The sequence below is a fragment of the Paracoccus spongiarum genome (assembly GCF_030732095.1).
Classification (GTDB): Bacteria; Pseudomonadota; Alphaproteobacteria; order Rhodobacterales; family Rhodobacteraceae; genus Paracoccus; species Paracoccus spongiarum.
Window position 1 is genome coordinate 23334 of record NZ_JAVAMQ010000024.1, and the last position, 15061, is coordinate 38394.

A 15061-nucleotide genomic window follows, 5' to 3' on the forward strand; every position below is an offset into this window, starting at 1 on the left:
TTGCTTCAGGATGGATTACCGAAAGGCCGGGCAAAGGCCAAGACGTGCAGATCAGCGAAACCGCGCCGGGATCTTCTCGGCAAAGGGGAACATGTCCAGCACGGGGCGGGCCTCGTCCAGCACGCGGGCGGCCGAGGGGCGGGCGATCAGACGCTCGAAATAGGACGACAGGTGCGGATGGGCGGCGAAGGGGTGCAGGATGCCCGCATAGAACAGCGCCGGCAGCGCCGCACAATCGGCCAGTCCGAAATCGCCGGCCAGCCAGTCGCGGCCCGCAAGGTGGCGGTCGGCGGCGGCATAGGCGCGGTCAAGTTCGCGATGGGCAAAGGCGGTGACGGCGGGTTCGGCCGAAGGGTCCATGAACAGCCGCGCATTCACAACCGGCTGCATCGCGCCCTGCACATGCATGTCGAAGACGCGGTCCCAGACATGCGCCTGCATCGCCTGATCGGGATCGGCGGGCAGCAGGCGCCGCGCGCCGGGGTCGTGGCGGGCGAGATAGGCGATGATCAGCGAGGTTTCGCAGATCACGGCATCGCGCCCGTGATCCTGAAGGACGGGCATCTTGCCCAGCGGCGACATCCCTGCCAGCGCCGCCCGGTCGGCCGGATCGCCCGGATTGACGTGGCGGGGGGTGAATGCGATGCCGGCGTCGTAGAGCGCGACCAGCACCTTGTGGCAGAACGAGGACAGCGGGTGGAACCACAGGGTCAGGCTCATGCGGGCGACCCGGCGGCGTCGGCGGCGGCCCAATGCGCCATGTGATCATCGAAAGCGCGGGCAAAGGCCCGGCGGGCGGTCGCCCGCGCCAGATGATCCGCCACATGGGCGTGCGGCCCCAGAAGTCCGAACCGCTGTGCCTGGCGGGACACATCGGCCAGCATCAGGTCCGCGACGGTGAAATCAGGACCGGCGATCCAGTCGCGCTGCGCCAGCACGGCGTCAAGCTGGGCCAGCCGCTGCGTGACCAGGGGCGCGCGGCGTTCCGCGGCCTGATCGTCGTCATCGACGACGCGCGCGAGGAAATAGGCCATCAGCCAGGTCTCGACGCTGTTCAGCGCGGCGATCAGCCATTGGGTGATCTCGGGGCGGCGGTCTTCGGGAAGCAGATGCGTGCCCTCGGCGAGATGGAGCAGGATCGCGCCGGACTCGAACAGCACGCGGTCGCCGTCGCGGATAAACGGCACCTGATGAAAGGGTTGCGCGGCCTGATGGGCGGCCCCGCGGTCACGCAGCGGGACGGTCTCGACGCTGTAGGGGCGGCCAAGTTCTTCGCAGGCCCAGCGGACGCGCAGGTCCCGCACCAGCCCGCGCGGCATCTGCGGCACCCAGTCATAGGTGGTCAGTGTCAGGGTCATGTGGTGTCTCGTCGGGGCTTGAGGGCCATGCGTGCCGGTCCGGTCAGCCGGCATGGTCGAGGGGGCCGACGATCGCGAACTGCGCGCCTTGCGGGTCGCGGGCGATGGCGATATGGGCGCCGCCCGGAACCTCCTGCGGGCCGTGCAGCACCGCGCCGCCCAGATCGGCGATGCGGGCCACGGCGTCGGACAGGCCGTTGAAGCCGAAATAGGGCAGCCAGGCCGGCGCCGGCGCATTGCCAAGCCCCTGCATCCCCCCGATATCGGCGCCCTCATGCGCGAACAGCTGATAGGTGCCCATCTCGCCCATCGGTATCTCGGTCGACTGCTGCCAGCCCAAAAGCCGGCCATAGAAGTCCAGCGCGGCGGCGGGATCGGCGGTCATCAGTTCGTTCCAGTTGCCGTGGCCGGCCCGCGTCCGGTCGAAGGCGTTCCCGCCGGTGCCGTCCTGCATCGGTCCAGGTTCCAGAAGGCCGAAGCCCGCGCCCTGCGGATCCCCGAGAATGGCGATGCGGCCGGTATTGGCGACCTCGAAGGGCGGGCGATGGATCGCGGCGCCCTGCGCGGTGGCGGCGGCCACGGCAACGTCCAGATCCGCGACCCCGAAATAGATCAGCCACAGGGGCGGCATCCCCGCCACATCTGCGGGCATGTCCATGATCCCCGCGACCATCGCGCCCTGACAGCGTGCAAGGTCGTAGTCGAACCCCTCCATGCCCGAAGGGGCGACGGTCCAGCCGAACAGGCCCGCATAGAAAGCCTCGGCCTCGGCGCGCCGGCCCGGAGCGCAGGCCAGTTCATACCACAGGGGACGGCCATGGATCGCTGTCATGGCGGGGCCTCAACTGAGATCGACGATGGGGGTGAAGCCACCCCAGAACATGCGCCGGCCGTCAAAGGGCATCGGGTCGGGCATCGGCATGTCGCCCATTTCCTCCTGCATCTTGCGTGCAGCCTCGTCGCAGGCGGCGCGGTCGGCCCACTCGATCCAGGCGAAGACCGGGGTCTCGTCCTCGGTGGCCTGCGTTGCGCGGTAGAAATCGGTCTGTTTGCCATGCGGGACATCCTCGCCCCAGCACTCTACCTGATGGCGCGCGCCGAAGCGTTCGAACATCGGCGCGGCGCTGTTGGCCATGTCGACATAGGCCTGCTTCGCATCCGATCTTGCTGGCAGCACGAAGCCCTGCACATAGCTGCCGGGCCGGCTTGCGCCATGCTGCATGACTGGGCTGAAGCCGCCCCAGAACATCCGCGCGCCGTCGAAGGGCATCTCGCCCATCTGCTGCATCTGCGGGTCGTCCATCATCGAGGCCCATGCTGCATCGCAGGTCGCGCGGTCGGGCCATTCGACCCAGGAAAACACCGGCGTCTCGTCCTCCCGGGCCTGGGTCGCCCGGTAGAAATCGGTGGTGTGGCCATGCGTCACATCCTCGCCCCAGCATTCGACCATGCGCAGTGCCCCGCGCGACTTGAACATCGGCCAGCTTGACCTTGCATGATCGGCATAGGCGTCCTTGTTGGCGGTCGGCACGGCGGCGACGAAGCCGGTATAATAGGCCATCTGATCCTCCCGTTGCGATCGGCGGGACATCCGTTCGCGACTCGAAGCATCGCGCTTGTGGTATGAAAAAGCAACTGACACTGTGGGGCGATGGAGAAGATCGGCAGAACTGCGCGGATTCGCTATGACGAGGGCTGCCTTGCCGCCCACGCACTGAACCTGGTGGGCGACCGCTGGGCGCTGCTTGTGGTGCGCGAGTTGATGTTGGCGCCGCGCCGGTTCCAGCAGGTCCGGGCCGGCCTGCCGGGAATCACGGCGGCGGTGCTGTCGCAGCGGCTGGGACAGCTGACCCTGGCCGGCGTGGTGCGCCACGACACGGCAACCGGGCTCTATGCGCTGACGCCGTCGGGGCACGACCTGCTGCCGGTGCTGCAGGCGATGTGCCGGTGGGGGGCGCGCCATCCCGGCCACGATCCGCGCCGCTTCATCAGCCCGACGGCGCTGATGATCTCGATGACCGCGATGATGGCATCGGATGCCGCGCGCGGCCGCCACGCGGTTGCCGGGTTCCGCTCGGGCAGCGACGATTTTGTGCAGCGGCTGACCGGCGATGGCGTGCTGCGGGTCGAGGCGGGGTGCGACCCCTCGGCCGCCTTCGTCTTGGCGGGCGGCGGCAACGGGCTGGCGCGGGCCGTCTATGGCGCCGCGCCACTGGCGGATCTCGCCGGGCAGGGGGTGATCGCGGTCGCCGGCGATCTGGCCGCCGCGCAGGCCCATGTCGATCTGTTCCACCTGCGCGGCTGAGCGGTCAGACGGCACGGTCCAGCTTGGTCGTCAGGTGGATCAGGCTCTCCGAAGATCGCACGCCGTCCAGCCCGCCGATCCGGTCCAGCGCCTCGTCCAGCTCGGCCGTCGATCCGGTGGACAGTTGCAGCAGCAGGTCGACCCGTCCGCTGGTGGTGTGGATGCGCTCTACCTGCGGCAGGGTGCGCAGCCGCGCAAGGATGGCGGGCTGGCTGCGCGGTTCGATCACCAGAAGGACGGTGGCGCGGATCTGCGCCAGCCGCGCCCGGTCGCCCAGCCGCAGCGTATAGCCCGCGATCGCGCCCGAGCTTTCCAGCCGCTCGAGCCGCGCCTGCACGGTCGAGCGTGCGACCTTCAGCCGTCGCGCCAGCACCGCCAGCGACATGCGCGCATCCTGCGCCAGCAAGGCAAGGATCGAACGGTCGAGGTCATCCATGTCTGTGCCCTGGCTTGTCGTCAAATTGACACTTGATTCGTCATAATAGTTGCTACATGCGGCAAATCTATCCTTTTCATCGGTGAAAACGGAACCCAAAAGCGCCATTCTGTGTTGAGACCGCCTGCCCGTCGACCGACCCACCTGACCGCGCGAAAGGACCGTCATGGGACATCACAAGACCGTCTGGGATACCCCGGCCGAACTGATCCGCCACCTGCAGCCCGAGCATCCGGTGATGGCCTTCGCGCCGACCGTGCTTCAGGACCGGGCGCGTCAGTTTCTGGCGGGCTTTCCGGGGCTGGTGACCTATGCCGTCAAGTCCAATCCCGACGAGGCGGTGATCCAGAACCTCGTCTCGGCCGGGATCACCGGGTTCGACGTGGCCTCGCCCTTCGAGATCGACCTGATCGGCCGGATGGCGCCTCATGCCGCGCGGCACTATCACAACCCCGTCCGCGCCCGGTCCGAGATCGTCCATGCGGTCAAGGCCGGCATCCTGGCCTGGTCGGTGGACAGCCGCAGCGAGCTTGAGAAGCTGTTCGAGATGGTGCCTGCGACGATGAACGGGCAGGGGGTCGAGATCTCGCCCCGCTTCAAGCTGCCGGTGCTGGGCGCGGTCTATGATTTCGGCTCGAAGTTCGGCGCGACGCCGGACCTTGCGGCCGACCTGCTGCGCCTTGTGGCCGAGCGCGGCTATGTCGCCTCGCTGACCTTCCATCCGGGCACGCAATGCGTCGATCCAATCGCCTGGGAAAGCTATATCCGCGTCGCCCGCGACATCTGCGACAGCGCCGGCGTCACCGCGCGCCGGCTGAATGTCGGCGGCGGCTTCCCCTCGCACCGGGTGACCGGGGTCGATCCCGATCTGGGCGCGATCTTCGCCGAGATCGGCGACACGGTGCGGGAATGCTTTGGCGACGATGCGCCCGCGCTGGTCTGCGAGCCGGGGCGCGGGCTTTGCGCGGACGCCTTCTCGCTGATCACGCGCGTCAAGGGCGTGCGCGACGGCACCAGCGTCTTCCTGAACGATGGCGTCTATGGCGGGCTGGCCGAACTGCCGATCGTGGGCAATCTGGATCGCATCGAGGTCCTGACGCCGCAGGGCCAGCCGCGGGGGGGCGATCTGACCGGGCGGGTGATCTTCGGTCCGACCTGCGACTCGGTCGACCGCCTGCCCGGAGAATTGAGCCTGCCGGCCGACATCGCCGAGGGCGATTACGTCATCTTCCACGGCGCCGGAGCCTATTCGACGGTGACGAACACCCGCTTCAACGGCTTCGGGCTGATGTCGCACGTGACCGTGATGGCGCTGGCGTAACCAAAATCTGAGACCGTCATGCTAGCCTTGGCCGATGAACACGATTCGCCCGGCCACCATCCATGTCGTTCTGATGGACGGAACCTTCGCCTCGCTGGCCGATGGACGGCGCAGTTCGATCGGGCGGCTGCACGGCCTGCTGACCCGCAAGATCCGAAACTCGCCGGCATCCGAGATGCGGATGCACCTCTATTACGGGATGGGCCAGCAATGGAATCGGTGGCGCACCCTGCCGGAACTGGCGATGGGGCGGGTTCTGGAACGGCGGATCGTCGATGCCTATGGCCGGCTTGCCTCGCGCTATCAGCCGGGTGACCTCATCTTCCTGTTCGGCTACTCCCGCGGCGCCTTCGCGGTGCGCAGCCTTGCCGGCATGATCGACCGGGTGGGCCTGCTGCGCGCCGAGGCCGCGACCGAACGCAATGTCCGCGCCGCCTGGAACTATTACCACACCGGAAAGATCGGCCGGCATCTGGATGCATTCAGGACCCGCCGCTGCCAGCCCGAGGCGCCGATCAGGATGCTGGGCTGCTTTGACACGGTGATGGCGCTTGGCGTGCGGTTGCCGGTGATCTGGATGCTGACCGAGCCGCGCTTCCGCTTTCACGACGCCCATCTTGCCGCGAATGTCGAGCATGGGTTTCAGGCGCTTGCACTGGACGAGACCCGGGCAGCCTTCGCCCCGCTTCTGTGGGACGATCGCTGCGTGGCCGGGCGGGTCGAGCAGCGATGGTTCCGGGGCGCGCATCCCGATATCGGCGGCCAGCTGAGCGGGCACGAGGCCGCGCGCCCCCTGGCCAACATCCCGCTGGTCTGGATGCTGGAACATGCCGAGACACTGGGCCTGCCGCTGCCGCGGCGCTGGCGCGACGGGTTTCCCTGCGATTCATCGGCGCCTCCGGTCGGCAGCTGGCGCGGCTGGGCCAAGGCGTTCCTCGCGCGCGCGCCGCGGATGGCCGGGCAGTTCGACACCGAAAGCCTGCATCGCGACGTCTCGGCCGAACAGTATGACGGGCCGGCGCTGCTGGTCGGGCATCTGGCGCCCAGGGGGCAGGGCGGACCGCCACGGCGGGGCTTCCTGCGCCGGCGCGTCACGCCGGGCGCGACGGCCCTTTCGCAGTCCGATGACGCAGCGGACGGTACCCCCGAGGCCAGGCAAGTCTGAGACGCCCGCGCGGCGCAGGCGGGGTCTGGTCGTGTCAGGCCACGGCTTCCAGTTCGCGCTGCGGCTGGATGCCCAGTGCGGCGCAGACATCGCGGGTCATCTCGGGACGGTTCAGCGTGTAGAAATGCAGCCGGTCAATGCCGCCCTCGATCAACTTGTCGCACAGCTCGGCACAGATCGCCGTCGCCAGCAGCCGTTCGCGGTCGCCGCCGTCGCGGATCGCGGCGGCAAAGGCGTCCTCGGCCCATTGCGGGATGCTGGTCCCGCAGCTTTGCGCGAAACGCCGGGCGCCGGCCCAGCCCTGGATCGGCAGGATGCCGGGGATGATCGGCGCTTCGATGCCCGCTGCGGCGCATTTGTCGCGGAACCGGAAAAAGGTTTCGGCGTCAAAGAAGAACTGGGTGATTGCGCTGGTCGCGCCGGCGTCGATCTTGCGCTTCAGCCAGGCGACATCGGCATCAGTCGAGGGGCTGTCGGGATGCGGCTCGGGATAGGCGCCGACGCGGATCGTCATGTCGCCGCGATCCGCGATCGCCTCGATCAGCTCGATCGCGTTCGCGAAGCCCTCGGGATGGGGGGTGAACCGCTCGGCGCCCTTCGGTGCATCGCCGCGCAGCGCCACGATCTCGGTGATCCCGGCATCGGCATAATCCTTCACGATCTTCATGGTTTCTTCGCGCGTGGCCTCGACGCAGGTCAGATGCGCGGCCACGTTCAGGCCGAACTGGCGGTTGATGGTGGTCACCGCCTCATGCGTCAACTGCCGCGTGGTGCCGCCCGCGCCGTAGGTGACCGACACGAAATCCGGCGCCAGCGGCGCCAGCGCGCGGGCCGTTTCCCACAGCCGGAACGACGCATCCAGAGTCTTCGGCGGGAAGAACTCGAAGCTGATTTTCGGCGCGGCGCGGGTCATGGCGATTCCTTTCTGTCTGCACAGCTTGTGCCACGCCCGCGACTGTGAGACAAATTCATAATCTTCAAGATCAAGATGAAACTGGTTCACATGCACCTTGAACTTCGCCATCTGCGCACGGTCCATGCCTTCCATGAACAGGGTGGGCTGGCCCGCGCGGCCGAGGTCCTGAACATCACCCAGTCGGCGCTGTCCCACCAGATCAAGGCGCTGGAGGAACAGGCCGGGGTCGAGCTGTTCGTGCGCCGGGCCAAGCCGATGCGGCTGTCGGCGGCGGGGATGCGGCTGTTGCGGCTTGCCGAACAGGTGCTGCCGCTGGTGGCCGCCACCGAGGCCGAATTCAAGGGCGTCGAGGCCGGTCGGGTCGGGCGGCTGCACATCGCCATGGAATGTCACGCCTGTTTCGACTGGCTGCTGCCGGTCCTTGACCTGTTCCGCCGCGCCTGGCCCGATGTCGATGTCGACATCCGCCAGCGGCTGGCCTTCGGCGCGTTGCCGGCCCTGGCCCGCGAAGAGGTGGATCTGGTGATCTCGTCCGACCCCGAGGACGTGCCGGGCATCGTCTACCAGCCGCTGTTCGACTATGCGCCGACGCTGGTGGTGCCGGCGGGCCATCCGCTGGCCGCCAAGGGCCATGCCGAACCGCAGGATCTGGCCGGCGAGACGCTGATCACCTATCCGATGGATCGCGCGCGGCTGGACGTGTTCAGCCAGTTCCTGACCCCCGCCGGGGTCGAGCCGGCCCGGCAGCGCACCGTGGAACTGACCGCGGTGTCGCTGATGCTGGTCGCCTCGGGGCGGGGCGTTGCGGTGATGCCCGACTGGGTGCTGCGCCGCGAAGCCGCCAATCCCGAGATCGCGATGCTGCCGCTGGGTCGCGGCGGCATCCTGCGGCGCCTTTACGCGGCCGTGCGCGAGGCAGACCTGGCGCAGCCCTACATGGCCCATGTGCTGCGGCTTTCGCGCACCGAACCCCTGCGGATGCTGCGCGGCGCCGCCGCGTGATCCTTGGCATTTGCCGCGCATGCCCCTATGACGCCGCCAACCCCATATCGGAGCGAACGATGGCAAGCGCCAATCTGAACATCATGGTCAAGGCTGCCCGCAAGGCCGGGCGGGCGCTGGTCAAGGACTTCCGCGAGGTCGAGAACCTTCAGGTCAGCGTCAAGGGCGCCGGCGATTTCGTCACCCGCGCCGACCGCGAGGCCGAACGCATCATCAAGGAAGAACTGCGCGGCGCGCGTCCGAATTACGGCTGGCTGGGTGAGGAAACCGGCGAGGATGCGGGCGAGGATCCCACCCGCCGCTGGATTGTCGATCCGCTCGACGGGACGACCAACTTCCTGCACGGTCTGCCGCACTGGGCCGTCAGCATCGGGCTGGAACACAAGGGCGAGATCGTCGCGGCGGTGATCTTCGACGCCGCGAAGGACGAATTGTTCACGGCCGAAAAGGGCGGCGGGGCCTTCATGAACGATCAGCGGCTGCGCGTCTCGGGACGGCGGCAGCTGGGTGAATCGCTGTTCGCCACCGGCATCCCCTTCGCCGGGCGTGGCCCGCTGCCGGCCGCGCTGCAGGATCTGGCGCGGCTGATGCCGCTGACCTCGGGCGTGCGCCGGCTGGGCGCGGCATCGCTGGACCTCGCCTATGTCGCGGCCGGGCGATACGACGGCTATTGGGAACGCGGCAACCAGCCCTGGGACGTGGCGGCGGGCATCCTGATGGTGCGCGAGGCCGGCGGCTTCGTCGAAGGCATCCGCGAGGGCGACGATCCGCTGGAATCGGGCCGCATGATCGCCGCCAATCCGCAGATCTTCGAGGCTTTCGCCAAGGTGATCCGCAGCCGCGACTGAGCCTGTCGATGCGCGGTTGCAACGGCGCGCGTCTTGCAGGGATTGCAAGGCCGGGTTGACTTGACCTTGCCGGTCGGGGGACGCAGGATGGCCGTGCCCCCTTCTGGAACGCGACTGGAACGCGCCCGATGCCCGACGATCCGAACGCCCCGCCCTATGCTGCCTCGGCGGCGTCCGCCTCGGCGCCGCCGCCGATCCCGCCCAGGACCCGTCCTCCGGTCCGCGACCGCACGGGTCTGGCGATCCTGCTGATGTGCGCCACCAGTTTCATCTTCGCCTTGCAGGACGGGTTCTCGCGCGTGCTGGGCGAGGGCTATCCGCCGGCTCTGGTGGTGATGATCCGCTATTGGGTCTTTGCGGTCTTCGTGATCGCGCTGGTGTCGCGCCAGCCGGGCGGGCTGAAACGCGCCATCCGCACCAGGCGCCCGGTCACGCAGATCCTGCGCGGGGTGATCCTGGCGCTGGAGGTGATGATCATGGTCGAGGCCTTCGTGCGCCTGGGCCTGGTCGAGACCCATGCCGTCTTCACCGCCTACCCGCTGCTGGTCGCGGCGCTATCGGGTCCGGTGCTGGGCGAAAAGGTCGGCTGGCGGCGCTGGACCGCCATCGGCATCGGCTTTGCCGGTATCCTGGTGATTCTGAACCCCGGCGGCGGGGTCTTGCAGATCGAGGCGCTTCTGCCCTTCGTCGCCGCGCTGATGTTCGCGCTGTACGGGCTGCTGACCCGGCATGTGTCGCGCGACGATCCCTCGATGGTCAGTTTCTTCTGGACCGCGATTGCCGGGGCGGTGGCGATGACCGCGGTCGGCATCTGGGACTGGCAATGGCTGGCGCCGATCGACTGGCTCTGGATGGTCGGGCTGTGCCTGTGCGGCATGAGTTCGCATTACCTGCTGATCCGCGCCTACGAGTTGGCCGAGGCGTCGGCGCTGCAACCCTTTGCCTACACCCAGCTGGTCTGGGTCAGCATCCTCGGCGTGGTGGTCTTTTCCGAGGTGCTGCGCCCCAACGTGGTGGTGGGCGCGGTGATCGTGGTCCTGGCCGGGCTGTTCACGTTGTGGCGGGCGCGGGTGAAATCGGCCTGATCGCAGCCGTCCGGCAGGCTCACTCGGCCAGCGCGGCTTCCTCGAGGGGTGGCGACCAGCCCGCGGGCAGGCGCGGTCCGATGAAGGGCCGCTGGGGTGGCCGGGCCGACAGCGCCAGCGTCAGCCGGGCCACCGGCGGCGGCATCAGCCCGCCTCCGGTCAACTCCCAGGTCGGCACGATGGGCGCGGGCCTGCCCAGGATGCGGGCGCGATAGACGGGCATCGCCTCGGTCACGCGCATGACATAGTTGCGGGTCTCGTCAAAGGGGATCAGCTCGACCCAGTCCACCGGATCGAAGCCGCGCCGCAGGTCGCCGAAATCGCGCAGCCAGCGCGCCGGACGACCGGGCCCCGCATTGTAACCCGACGCCACCAGGGCCGTCGAACTGCCAAAGCGGTCGCGCAGCCCCGTCAGGTAGGCCGCGCCAAGCCGCGCGTTGTAGGCCGGATCGGTCGTCAGCCGGATCAGGTCGTAGGGTTCTCCCAACTGCCGCGCCATCTGTTCGGCGGTGCCGGGCATCAGCTGCATCAGCCCGCGCGCGCCGACATGGCTGCTGACGGTGTGGTTGAATTCGGATTCCTGCCGGGCGATCGACAGCACCAGTTCCGATGGCAGGCCCAGATCGGCCTGTTCCAGCCCGGTCAGCGGGAAATGCGCGGCCGGATAGATCGCCCCGCGATCCGCTGCGCGTTTCGACAGCCGCAGGCCGTGCCATGGCGCACCGGCCTCGATCATCAGCCGCGCCATGCGCGCCGTGTCCTCGGGCTCGGCGGTTTCCGACAGATGCAGGAAGAACCGCTGTGCCTCGTCGATGCGGCCGGTCGCCAGCAGCCACAGCCCGGCCTGGAACACGCCGTTGTCGCGCAGCGCGCCGCGCCAGTCGGGCAGGGTGTCGACCGCCTTGCCCGGCACCCCGTATTCGGCGGGCAGCGTGGCGCCGACCTTTTCGGCGGCCAGCTGCCCGTAATAGACACCGGGCTTTTCCGCCGCACGCGCATAGGCTGACGTGGCCGCGGCCTCGTCGCCAAGCGCCTCGTGGGCGCGGCCCTGCCAGTACAGCGCCCGCGCCGTGCTGATGGCACTGCCGACCACAGTCTCGAGATGCAGGAAATGGGCCAGCGCGCGGTCGGCGGCACCCTGTTTCAGCGCCGCAAAACCCGCCAGCCATTCGAGATCGGGATAGTGGCGGTCGGTGGCGGGCAGGTAATGCGCCCGCGCCAGCGCCTCGGCCCGCGACCAGTCGCCGTTGCGCATCGCCAGACGCGCGTAATCCACCCGCATCGGGGCCCACGCGGCCGGGTCGCGCAGCGCCTCGGCCCCGGTCGAGGCGGCCAGCATCAGGTCCTGCGCCCCCTGATGCTGCTTGGCGCGCACCCGCCACAGGAACCGGTCCAGCGTCAGGCCCGGATCGGCGCGGACCGCTTCGGGCAGGGCCAGGATCAGGTCGTCCACCCCGCCCTGGCCCGCCTGGAGGGCAACCCGCGCGGCCGGAAGGGCGCGGTCGGCCTCGGGCAGGCGGGGGATCAGGCGCTGGGCCTGCGCCCATTCCCGAAGATCCAGCATGGTGGTTGCGCGCGCTGTCAGCAGCGGGGTCAGTTCATCGGGATGATCGGCCAGGAAGGCCGCCTCGTCATCGGCCGGCAGCGGGGTCGAGGTCCAGAAGCGCGCCCGCTCGGCCCGCGCCTCGGCATCGCCGAGAGTCGCGAGGAAGGCGCGCTCGGCGGTCAGGGTCTGGGGCAGGCGTCCCGCGAACCAGTCGCGCAGATCGGCTGGTGGAAGGTCGGGGCGCAGCCGCGCGTCGCCGCGCTGACGCAGCAGGTCGAGGCCGGGCCAGTCTGCGGCCACGCGCAGGAAGTCGACGTAATCGGCGGCCTCCCCATGGCCCGCCCGCAGCGCCTGCCAGCCGACCAGCGTCTCGGCCAGCGGCCCCGACCGGCGCGCGGCTGCCCGCGCCGTGGCCCAGTCGCCCGCATCCGCCGCCGCCAGCGCAAGCGCCATCGCCCCACGATCCTCGGCCTGCGCCGGCGTCGCGACCAGCCCCGGCAGGCTCAGCGCCGCCAGCATCCCGACCTTCAGCATGTCGCGCAGATGTCGCATCCTTCCCCTGTCTCGCCGGGCCGGCGGCGGGACGCAATTCACATCCTTGGCAAGACCCGCGCCCGGCGATAGTTAGGCGCGACATCACGGGATCATCAAGGAGCGTGTCATGTTCAAAGGGTCGCTGCCCGCCCTGGTCACGCCGTTCAAGGAGGACGGCGAGCTGGATATGGACACGCTGGAAAAGCTGGTCGAATGGCATGTCGCTCAGGGCAGCCACGGGCTTGTACCAGTCGGCACGACCGGCGAAAGCCCGACCCTGACGCATGAGGAACACCGCCTGGTGGTCGAGGCGGTCGTGGGGCTTGCGGCGGGCCGGATTCCGGTGATCGCGGGGGCGGGGTCGAACTCGACCCGCGAGGGGATCGGCCTGATGCGGCACGCCGCCGAGGTCGGTGCCGATGCCGCGCTGGTTGTCACGCCCTATTACAACAAGCCCACGCAGGCCGGACTGATCGCGCATTACACGGCACTGGCAGAGGCGGTCGATCTGCCGATCGTGATCTACAACATCCCCGGCCGCTCGGTGATCGACATGCTGCCCGAGACGATGGGCGTGCTGTCGCGCATCCCCTCGATCATCGGCGTGAAGGATGCCACCGGCCGGCTTGAACGGGTCAGCCAGCAGCGCATCACCTGCGGCGCCGATTTCGTGCAGTTGTCGGGCGAGGACGCCACGGCGCTTGGCTTCAACGCGCATGGCGGGGTGGGCTGCATCAGCGTCACGGCCAATGTCGCGCCGCGTCTCTGCGCCGAATTCCAGGAGGCGACCTTGCGGGGCGATTACGCCGCGGCGCTGGACTGTCAGGACCGGCTGATGCCGCTGCACCACGCGATCTTCGTCGAGCCGGGCCTCGTCGGCGCGAAATACGCGATGTCGCGGCTGGGGCTCTGCACCGAACGGGTGCGGCTGCCGCTTGTGCCGCTGACCGAGCCGACCCGGCGGCTGATCGACGCCGCCCTCGAGCATGCCGGCCTGATCTGACCCGCAGCACCCGCGTCGATGGCCTGGCCGCGGGGGCCGCGGCCCCCGGCGAAGCCCGCCCCCTCGATGGGGGCGGTCTTCGCAGCCCCCGACGCGGTTCGCGCGGTTCGTCGTCCTGCGCCGCGCCCCCCGGGCGTCGCACCCTCTGTCACGAAGTCGTGATGTGCAACACGGCGTGGGGGAATGCTGTAACGCTGACGGGGCGGCAGCCGTAGGGACGGGCGATGAAACAAGACGCCGGAGCGCAGCAACCGGACTGGTCGGCGCTGATGCGATCGGCGCTGGCCGGCGATCAGCGCGACTACCGGCGTCTGCTTGAGCTGATGACCCCGGTCCTGCGCGGGGTGATCCGCGCGCGGGCATCGGGAATGGATCCGGAGTGGTGCGAGGATGTCGTGCAAGAGACGCTGCTGGCTGTTCACCTGAAGCGGGCGACCTGGAACCGCGACCTGCCCCTGCGTCCCTGGGTCTATGCGATCGCGCGTCACAAGCTGGTCGATGCGTTCCGCCGCCGTGGCCGGTCCGTGCATCTGCCGGTCGAGGATTTCGCCGAGACCCTGCCGGCCGCCCCGCAGCCCGACGGCCTCGAACAGCGCGATGCCGGCGTGCTGATCGCCATGCTGCCCGATCGCGACGCTGCGCTGCTGCGCTGCCTCGCCGTCGAAGAACGCGGCCATGACGACTGCGGCACGCGGCTGGGCCTGTCGCCCGGCGCGCTGCGGGTGGCGTTGCACCGGGCGTTGCAGCGTCTGGCGCGGCTGCGCCAGGAGGCCGGGCAATGAGGACCGACCAGCTTGTCGCCCTGCTGGCCAGCGACGGAACTGCGCCACGGCCGATCGCCCCACGCCTGATCGGGCGCGGCGGCGCAGCTCTGTTCGTCGCGGCGATGCTGGCCCTGGCGGTTCTGGGGGTGCGAGATGATCTTCTGGCGGCGCTGGCCGATCCGGTCGTGCTGATGAAATGGATCCTGCCACTGGCCGTGGCCATCCCGGCGCTGCGGGCGGCGCTGCACCTGACGCAGCCACAGATGCGCCGGGTTCCGGCGCAGGTCGGGGTGCTGGCCGTGGTCTGCCTCGCGCTGGTCTGGCTGGCGGTGTCGGGTCTTGCCGCCCGCCCCGGCACGCTGTGGCCGATCATGCGCGGCAATACGCTGCTGGTCTGCCTGACTTCGATCAGCCTGATCTCGGCCCTGCCACTCGGCCTCGGGCTGATGATCCTGCGCGACGGCGCCAGCCCCGCTCCGGCGCGCAGCGGGGCGCTGTTGGGCGCCGCGGTCGGCGGCTTTGCGGCGGCCTTCTACGCGCTGCATTGCAACGAGGATGCGCCGCTGTTCTTCCTGACCTGGTACGGGCTGGCAATCCTGATCGTCAGCGCCGTCGGGGCGCTGGCGGGGCGGCGGATGCTGCGCTGGTAGGCGAATCGGTGGCGGAGGGCGACATCCGCCGCGCGCCGCCGGACCTCGGTTTTTCCTGTCGACATGGAACCCGGGTGCCGCTTGCCGCGTCATGGTGACGCGATCGCCCGTGAAAACCCGTCGCATTC

16 protein-coding genes are annotated in these 15061 nt (G+C 69.2%); 9 read left to right on the forward strand and 7 right to left on the reverse strand.

Features of this window, described 5'->3' with window-relative positions; translation table 11 throughout:
• Window positions 1-51: 51 nt before the first annotated feature.
• The 4 genes from Q5Y72_RS17355 to Q5Y72_RS17370 are packed head-to-tail and all read right to left on the reverse strand — an operon-like array spanning window position 52 to window position 2919.
• A complete protein-coding gene (locus Q5Y72_RS17355) occupies window positions 52-720 on the reverse strand; it encodes a glutathione S-transferase family protein (RefSeq protein ID WP_305964686.1) in 669 nt (222 codons plus the stop codon).
• Window positions 717-1358: a glutathione S-transferase family protein gene (locus Q5Y72_RS17360; protein ID WP_305964687.1), complete on the reverse strand. Its 642-nt coding sequence runs from the start codon at window positions 1356-1358 to the stop codon at window positions 717-719. The genes Q5Y72_RS17355 and Q5Y72_RS17360 overlap by 4 nt, the downstream gene beginning before the upstream one ends.
• 43 nt (window positions 1359-1401) lie before the next feature.
• Window positions 1402-2190 carry a VOC family protein gene (locus Q5Y72_RS17365; protein WP_305964688.1) on the reverse strand — a complete coding sequence of 263 codons (789 nt, stop codon included), beginning with the start codon at window positions 2188-2190 and terminating at the stop codon, window positions 1402-1404.
• A 9-nt stretch (window positions 2191-2199) separates the two neighbouring features.
• On the reverse strand, window positions 2200-2919 hold the full coding sequence (locus Q5Y72_RS17370; protein ID WP_305964689.1) for a DUF1428 domain-containing protein: 720 nt from the start codon (window positions 2917-2919) through the stop codon (window positions 2200-2202).
• A gap of 90 nt (window positions 2920-3009) precedes the next feature.
• Between Q5Y72_RS17370 and Q5Y72_RS17375 the strand changes: the two genes are divergently transcribed.
• Entirely contained in the window at window positions 3010-3663 is a 654-nt protein-coding gene (locus tag Q5Y72_RS17375; RefSeq protein ID WP_305964690.1) for a winged helix-turn-helix transcriptional regulator, read from the forward strand.
• 4 nt (window positions 3664-3667) lie between these two features.
• Here the strand turns inward: Q5Y72_RS17375 and Q5Y72_RS17380 are convergent, their stop codons facing one another.
• Entirely contained in the window at window positions 3668-4099 is a 432-nt protein-coding gene (locus Q5Y72_RS17380) for an Lrp/AsnC family transcriptional regulator (protein ID WP_305964691.1), read from the reverse strand.
• Window positions 4100-4265: 166 nt separating this feature from the next.
• Here Q5Y72_RS17380 and Q5Y72_RS17385 point away from each other — a divergent pair, with 166 nt between their 5' ends.
• The gene (locus Q5Y72_RS17385; RefSeq protein ID WP_305964692.1) at window positions 4266-5420 is read left to right on the forward strand and encodes a type III PLP-dependent enzyme; all 1155 of its coding nucleotides are present in this window, start codon (window positions 4266-4268) and stop codon (window positions 5418-5420) included.
• A 34-nt stretch (window positions 5421-5454) separates the two neighbouring features.
• Complete coding sequence (locus Q5Y72_RS17390; protein ID WP_305964693.1) at window positions 5455-6585, forward strand: T6SS phospholipase effector Tle1-like catalytic domain-containing protein; 1131 nt, start codon at window positions 5455-5457, stop codon at window positions 6583-6585.
• Window positions 6586-6619: 34 nt separating this feature from the next.
• On the opposite strand, the gene metF is transcribed toward Q5Y72_RS17390, so the two are convergent.
• Window positions 6620-7498, reverse strand: a complete 879-nt coding sequence (gene metF / locus Q5Y72_RS17395; RefSeq protein WP_305964694.1) for a methylenetetrahydrofolate reductase [NAD(P)H] — start codon at window positions 7496-7498, stop codon at window positions 6620-6622.
• 90 nt (window positions 7499-7588) lie between these two features.
• On the opposite strand from metF, the gene Q5Y72_RS17400 reads away from it, so the two are divergent.
• The 3 genes from Q5Y72_RS17400 to Q5Y72_RS17410 all read left to right on the forward strand — a co-directional run bounded on the left by Q5Y72_RS17400 (window position 7589) and on the right by Q5Y72_RS17410 (window position 10436).
• Window positions 7589-8503 (forward strand): LysR family transcriptional regulator, encoded by a 915-nt coding sequence (locus Q5Y72_RS17400; protein WP_305964701.1) that lies wholly within the window; start codon window positions 7589-7591, stop codon window positions 8501-8503.
• A gap of 59 nt (window positions 8504-8562) precedes the next feature.
• Window positions 8563-9351: an inositol monophosphatase family protein gene (locus tag Q5Y72_RS17405; RefSeq protein WP_305964695.1), complete on the forward strand. Its 789-nt coding sequence runs from the start codon at window positions 8563-8565 to the stop codon at window positions 9349-9351.
• A gap of 128 nt (window positions 9352-9479) precedes the next feature.
• Window positions 9480-10436, forward strand: coding sequence for a DMT family transporter (locus tag Q5Y72_RS17410; RefSeq protein ID WP_305964696.1), 957 nt, complete (start codon window positions 9480-9482; stop codon window positions 10434-10436).
• 19 nt (window positions 10437-10455) lie between these two features.
• Here Q5Y72_RS17410 and Q5Y72_RS17415 read toward each other — a convergent pair whose 3' ends face one another.
• Complete coding sequence (locus Q5Y72_RS17415) at window positions 10456-12534, reverse strand: transglycosylase SLT domain-containing protein (RefSeq protein WP_305964697.1); 2079 nt, start codon at window positions 12532-12534, stop codon at window positions 10456-10458.
• Window positions 12535-12643: 109 nt separating this feature from the next.
• On the opposite strand from Q5Y72_RS17415, the gene dapA reads away from it, so the two are divergent.
• The 3 genes from dapA to Q5Y72_RS17430 all read left to right on the forward strand — a co-directional run bounded on the left by dapA (window position 12644) and on the right by Q5Y72_RS17430 (window position 14933).
• The gene (gene dapA / locus Q5Y72_RS17420) at window positions 12644-13519 is read left to right on the forward strand and encodes a 4-hydroxy-tetrahydrodipicolinate synthase (RefSeq protein WP_305964698.1); all 876 of its coding nucleotides are present in this window, start codon (window positions 12644-12646) and stop codon (window positions 13517-13519) included.
• A 224-nt stretch (window positions 13520-13743) separates the two neighbouring features.
• A complete protein-coding gene (locus Q5Y72_RS17425) occupies window positions 13744-14301 on the forward strand; it encodes a sigma-70 family RNA polymerase sigma factor (RefSeq protein WP_305964699.1) in 558 nt (185 codons plus the stop codon).
• Window positions 14298-14933 (forward strand): NrsF family protein, encoded by a 636-nt coding sequence (locus Q5Y72_RS17430; RefSeq protein WP_305964700.1) that lies wholly within the window; start codon window positions 14298-14300, stop codon window positions 14931-14933. Before Q5Y72_RS17425 ends, Q5Y72_RS17430 begins: the two co-directional genes overlap by 4 nt.
• Window positions 14934-15061: the final 128 nt, after the last annotated feature.

Bases quoted from the DNA above. Each gene is read 5' to 3' on its own strand.
- Q5Y72_RS17355 (WP_305964686.1), bottom strand. From the start codon at position 720: ATGAGCCTGACCCTGTGGTTCCACCCGCTGTCCTCGTTCTGCCACAAG.
- Q5Y72_RS17360 (WP_305964687.1), bottom strand. From the start codon at position 1,358: ATGACCCTGACACTGACCACCTATGACTGGGTGCCGCAGATGCCGCGC.
- Q5Y72_RS17365 (WP_305964688.1), bottom strand. From the start codon at position 2,190: ATGACAGCGATCCATGGCCGTCCCCTGTGGTATGAACTGGCCTGCGCT.
- Q5Y72_RS17370 (WP_305964689.1), bottom strand. From the start codon at position 2,919: ATGGCCTATTATACCGGCTTCGTCGCCGCCGTGCCGACCGCCAACAAG.
- Q5Y72_RS17375 (WP_305964690.1), top strand. From the start codon at position 3,010: ATGGAGAAGATCGGCAGAACTGCGCGGATTCGCTATGACGAGGGCTGC.
- Q5Y72_RS17380 (WP_305964691.1), bottom strand. From the start codon at position 4,099: ATGGATGACCTCGACCGTTCGATCCTTGCCTTGCTGGCGCAGGATGCG.
- Q5Y72_RS17385 (WP_305964692.1), top strand. From the start codon at position 4,266: ATGGGACATCACAAGACCGTCTGGGATACCCCGGCCGAACTGATCCGC.
- Q5Y72_RS17390 (WP_305964693.1), top strand. From the start codon at position 5,455: ATGAACACGATTCGCCCGGCCACCATCCATGTCGTTCTGATGGACGGA.
- metF (WP_305964694.1), bottom strand. From the start codon at position 7,498: ATGACCCGCGCCGCGCCGAAAATCAGCTTCGAGTTCTTCCCGCCGAAG.
- Q5Y72_RS17400 (WP_305964701.1), top strand. From the start codon at position 7,589: ATGCACCTTGAACTTCGCCATCTGCGCACGGTCCATGCCTTCCATGAA.
- Q5Y72_RS17405 (WP_305964695.1), top strand. From the start codon at position 8,563: ATGGCAAGCGCCAATCTGAACATCATGGTCAAGGCTGCCCGCAAGGCC.
- Q5Y72_RS17410 (WP_305964696.1), top strand. From the start codon at position 9,480: ATGCCCGACGATCCGAACGCCCCGCCCTATGCTGCCTCGGCGGCGTCC.
- Q5Y72_RS17415 (WP_305964697.1), bottom strand. From the start codon at position 12,534: ATGCGACATCTGCGCGACATGCTGAAGGTCGGGATGCTGGCGGCGCTG.
- dapA (WP_305964698.1), top strand. From the start codon at position 12,644: ATGTTCAAAGGGTCGCTGCCCGCCCTGGTCACGCCGTTCAAGGAGGAC.
- Q5Y72_RS17425 (WP_305964699.1), top strand. From the start codon at position 13,744: ATGAAACAAGACGCCGGAGCGCAGCAACCGGACTGGTCGGCGCTGATG.
- Q5Y72_RS17430 (WP_305964700.1), top strand. From the start codon at position 14,298: ATGAGGACCGACCAGCTTGTCGCCCTGCTGGCCAGCGACGGAACTGCG.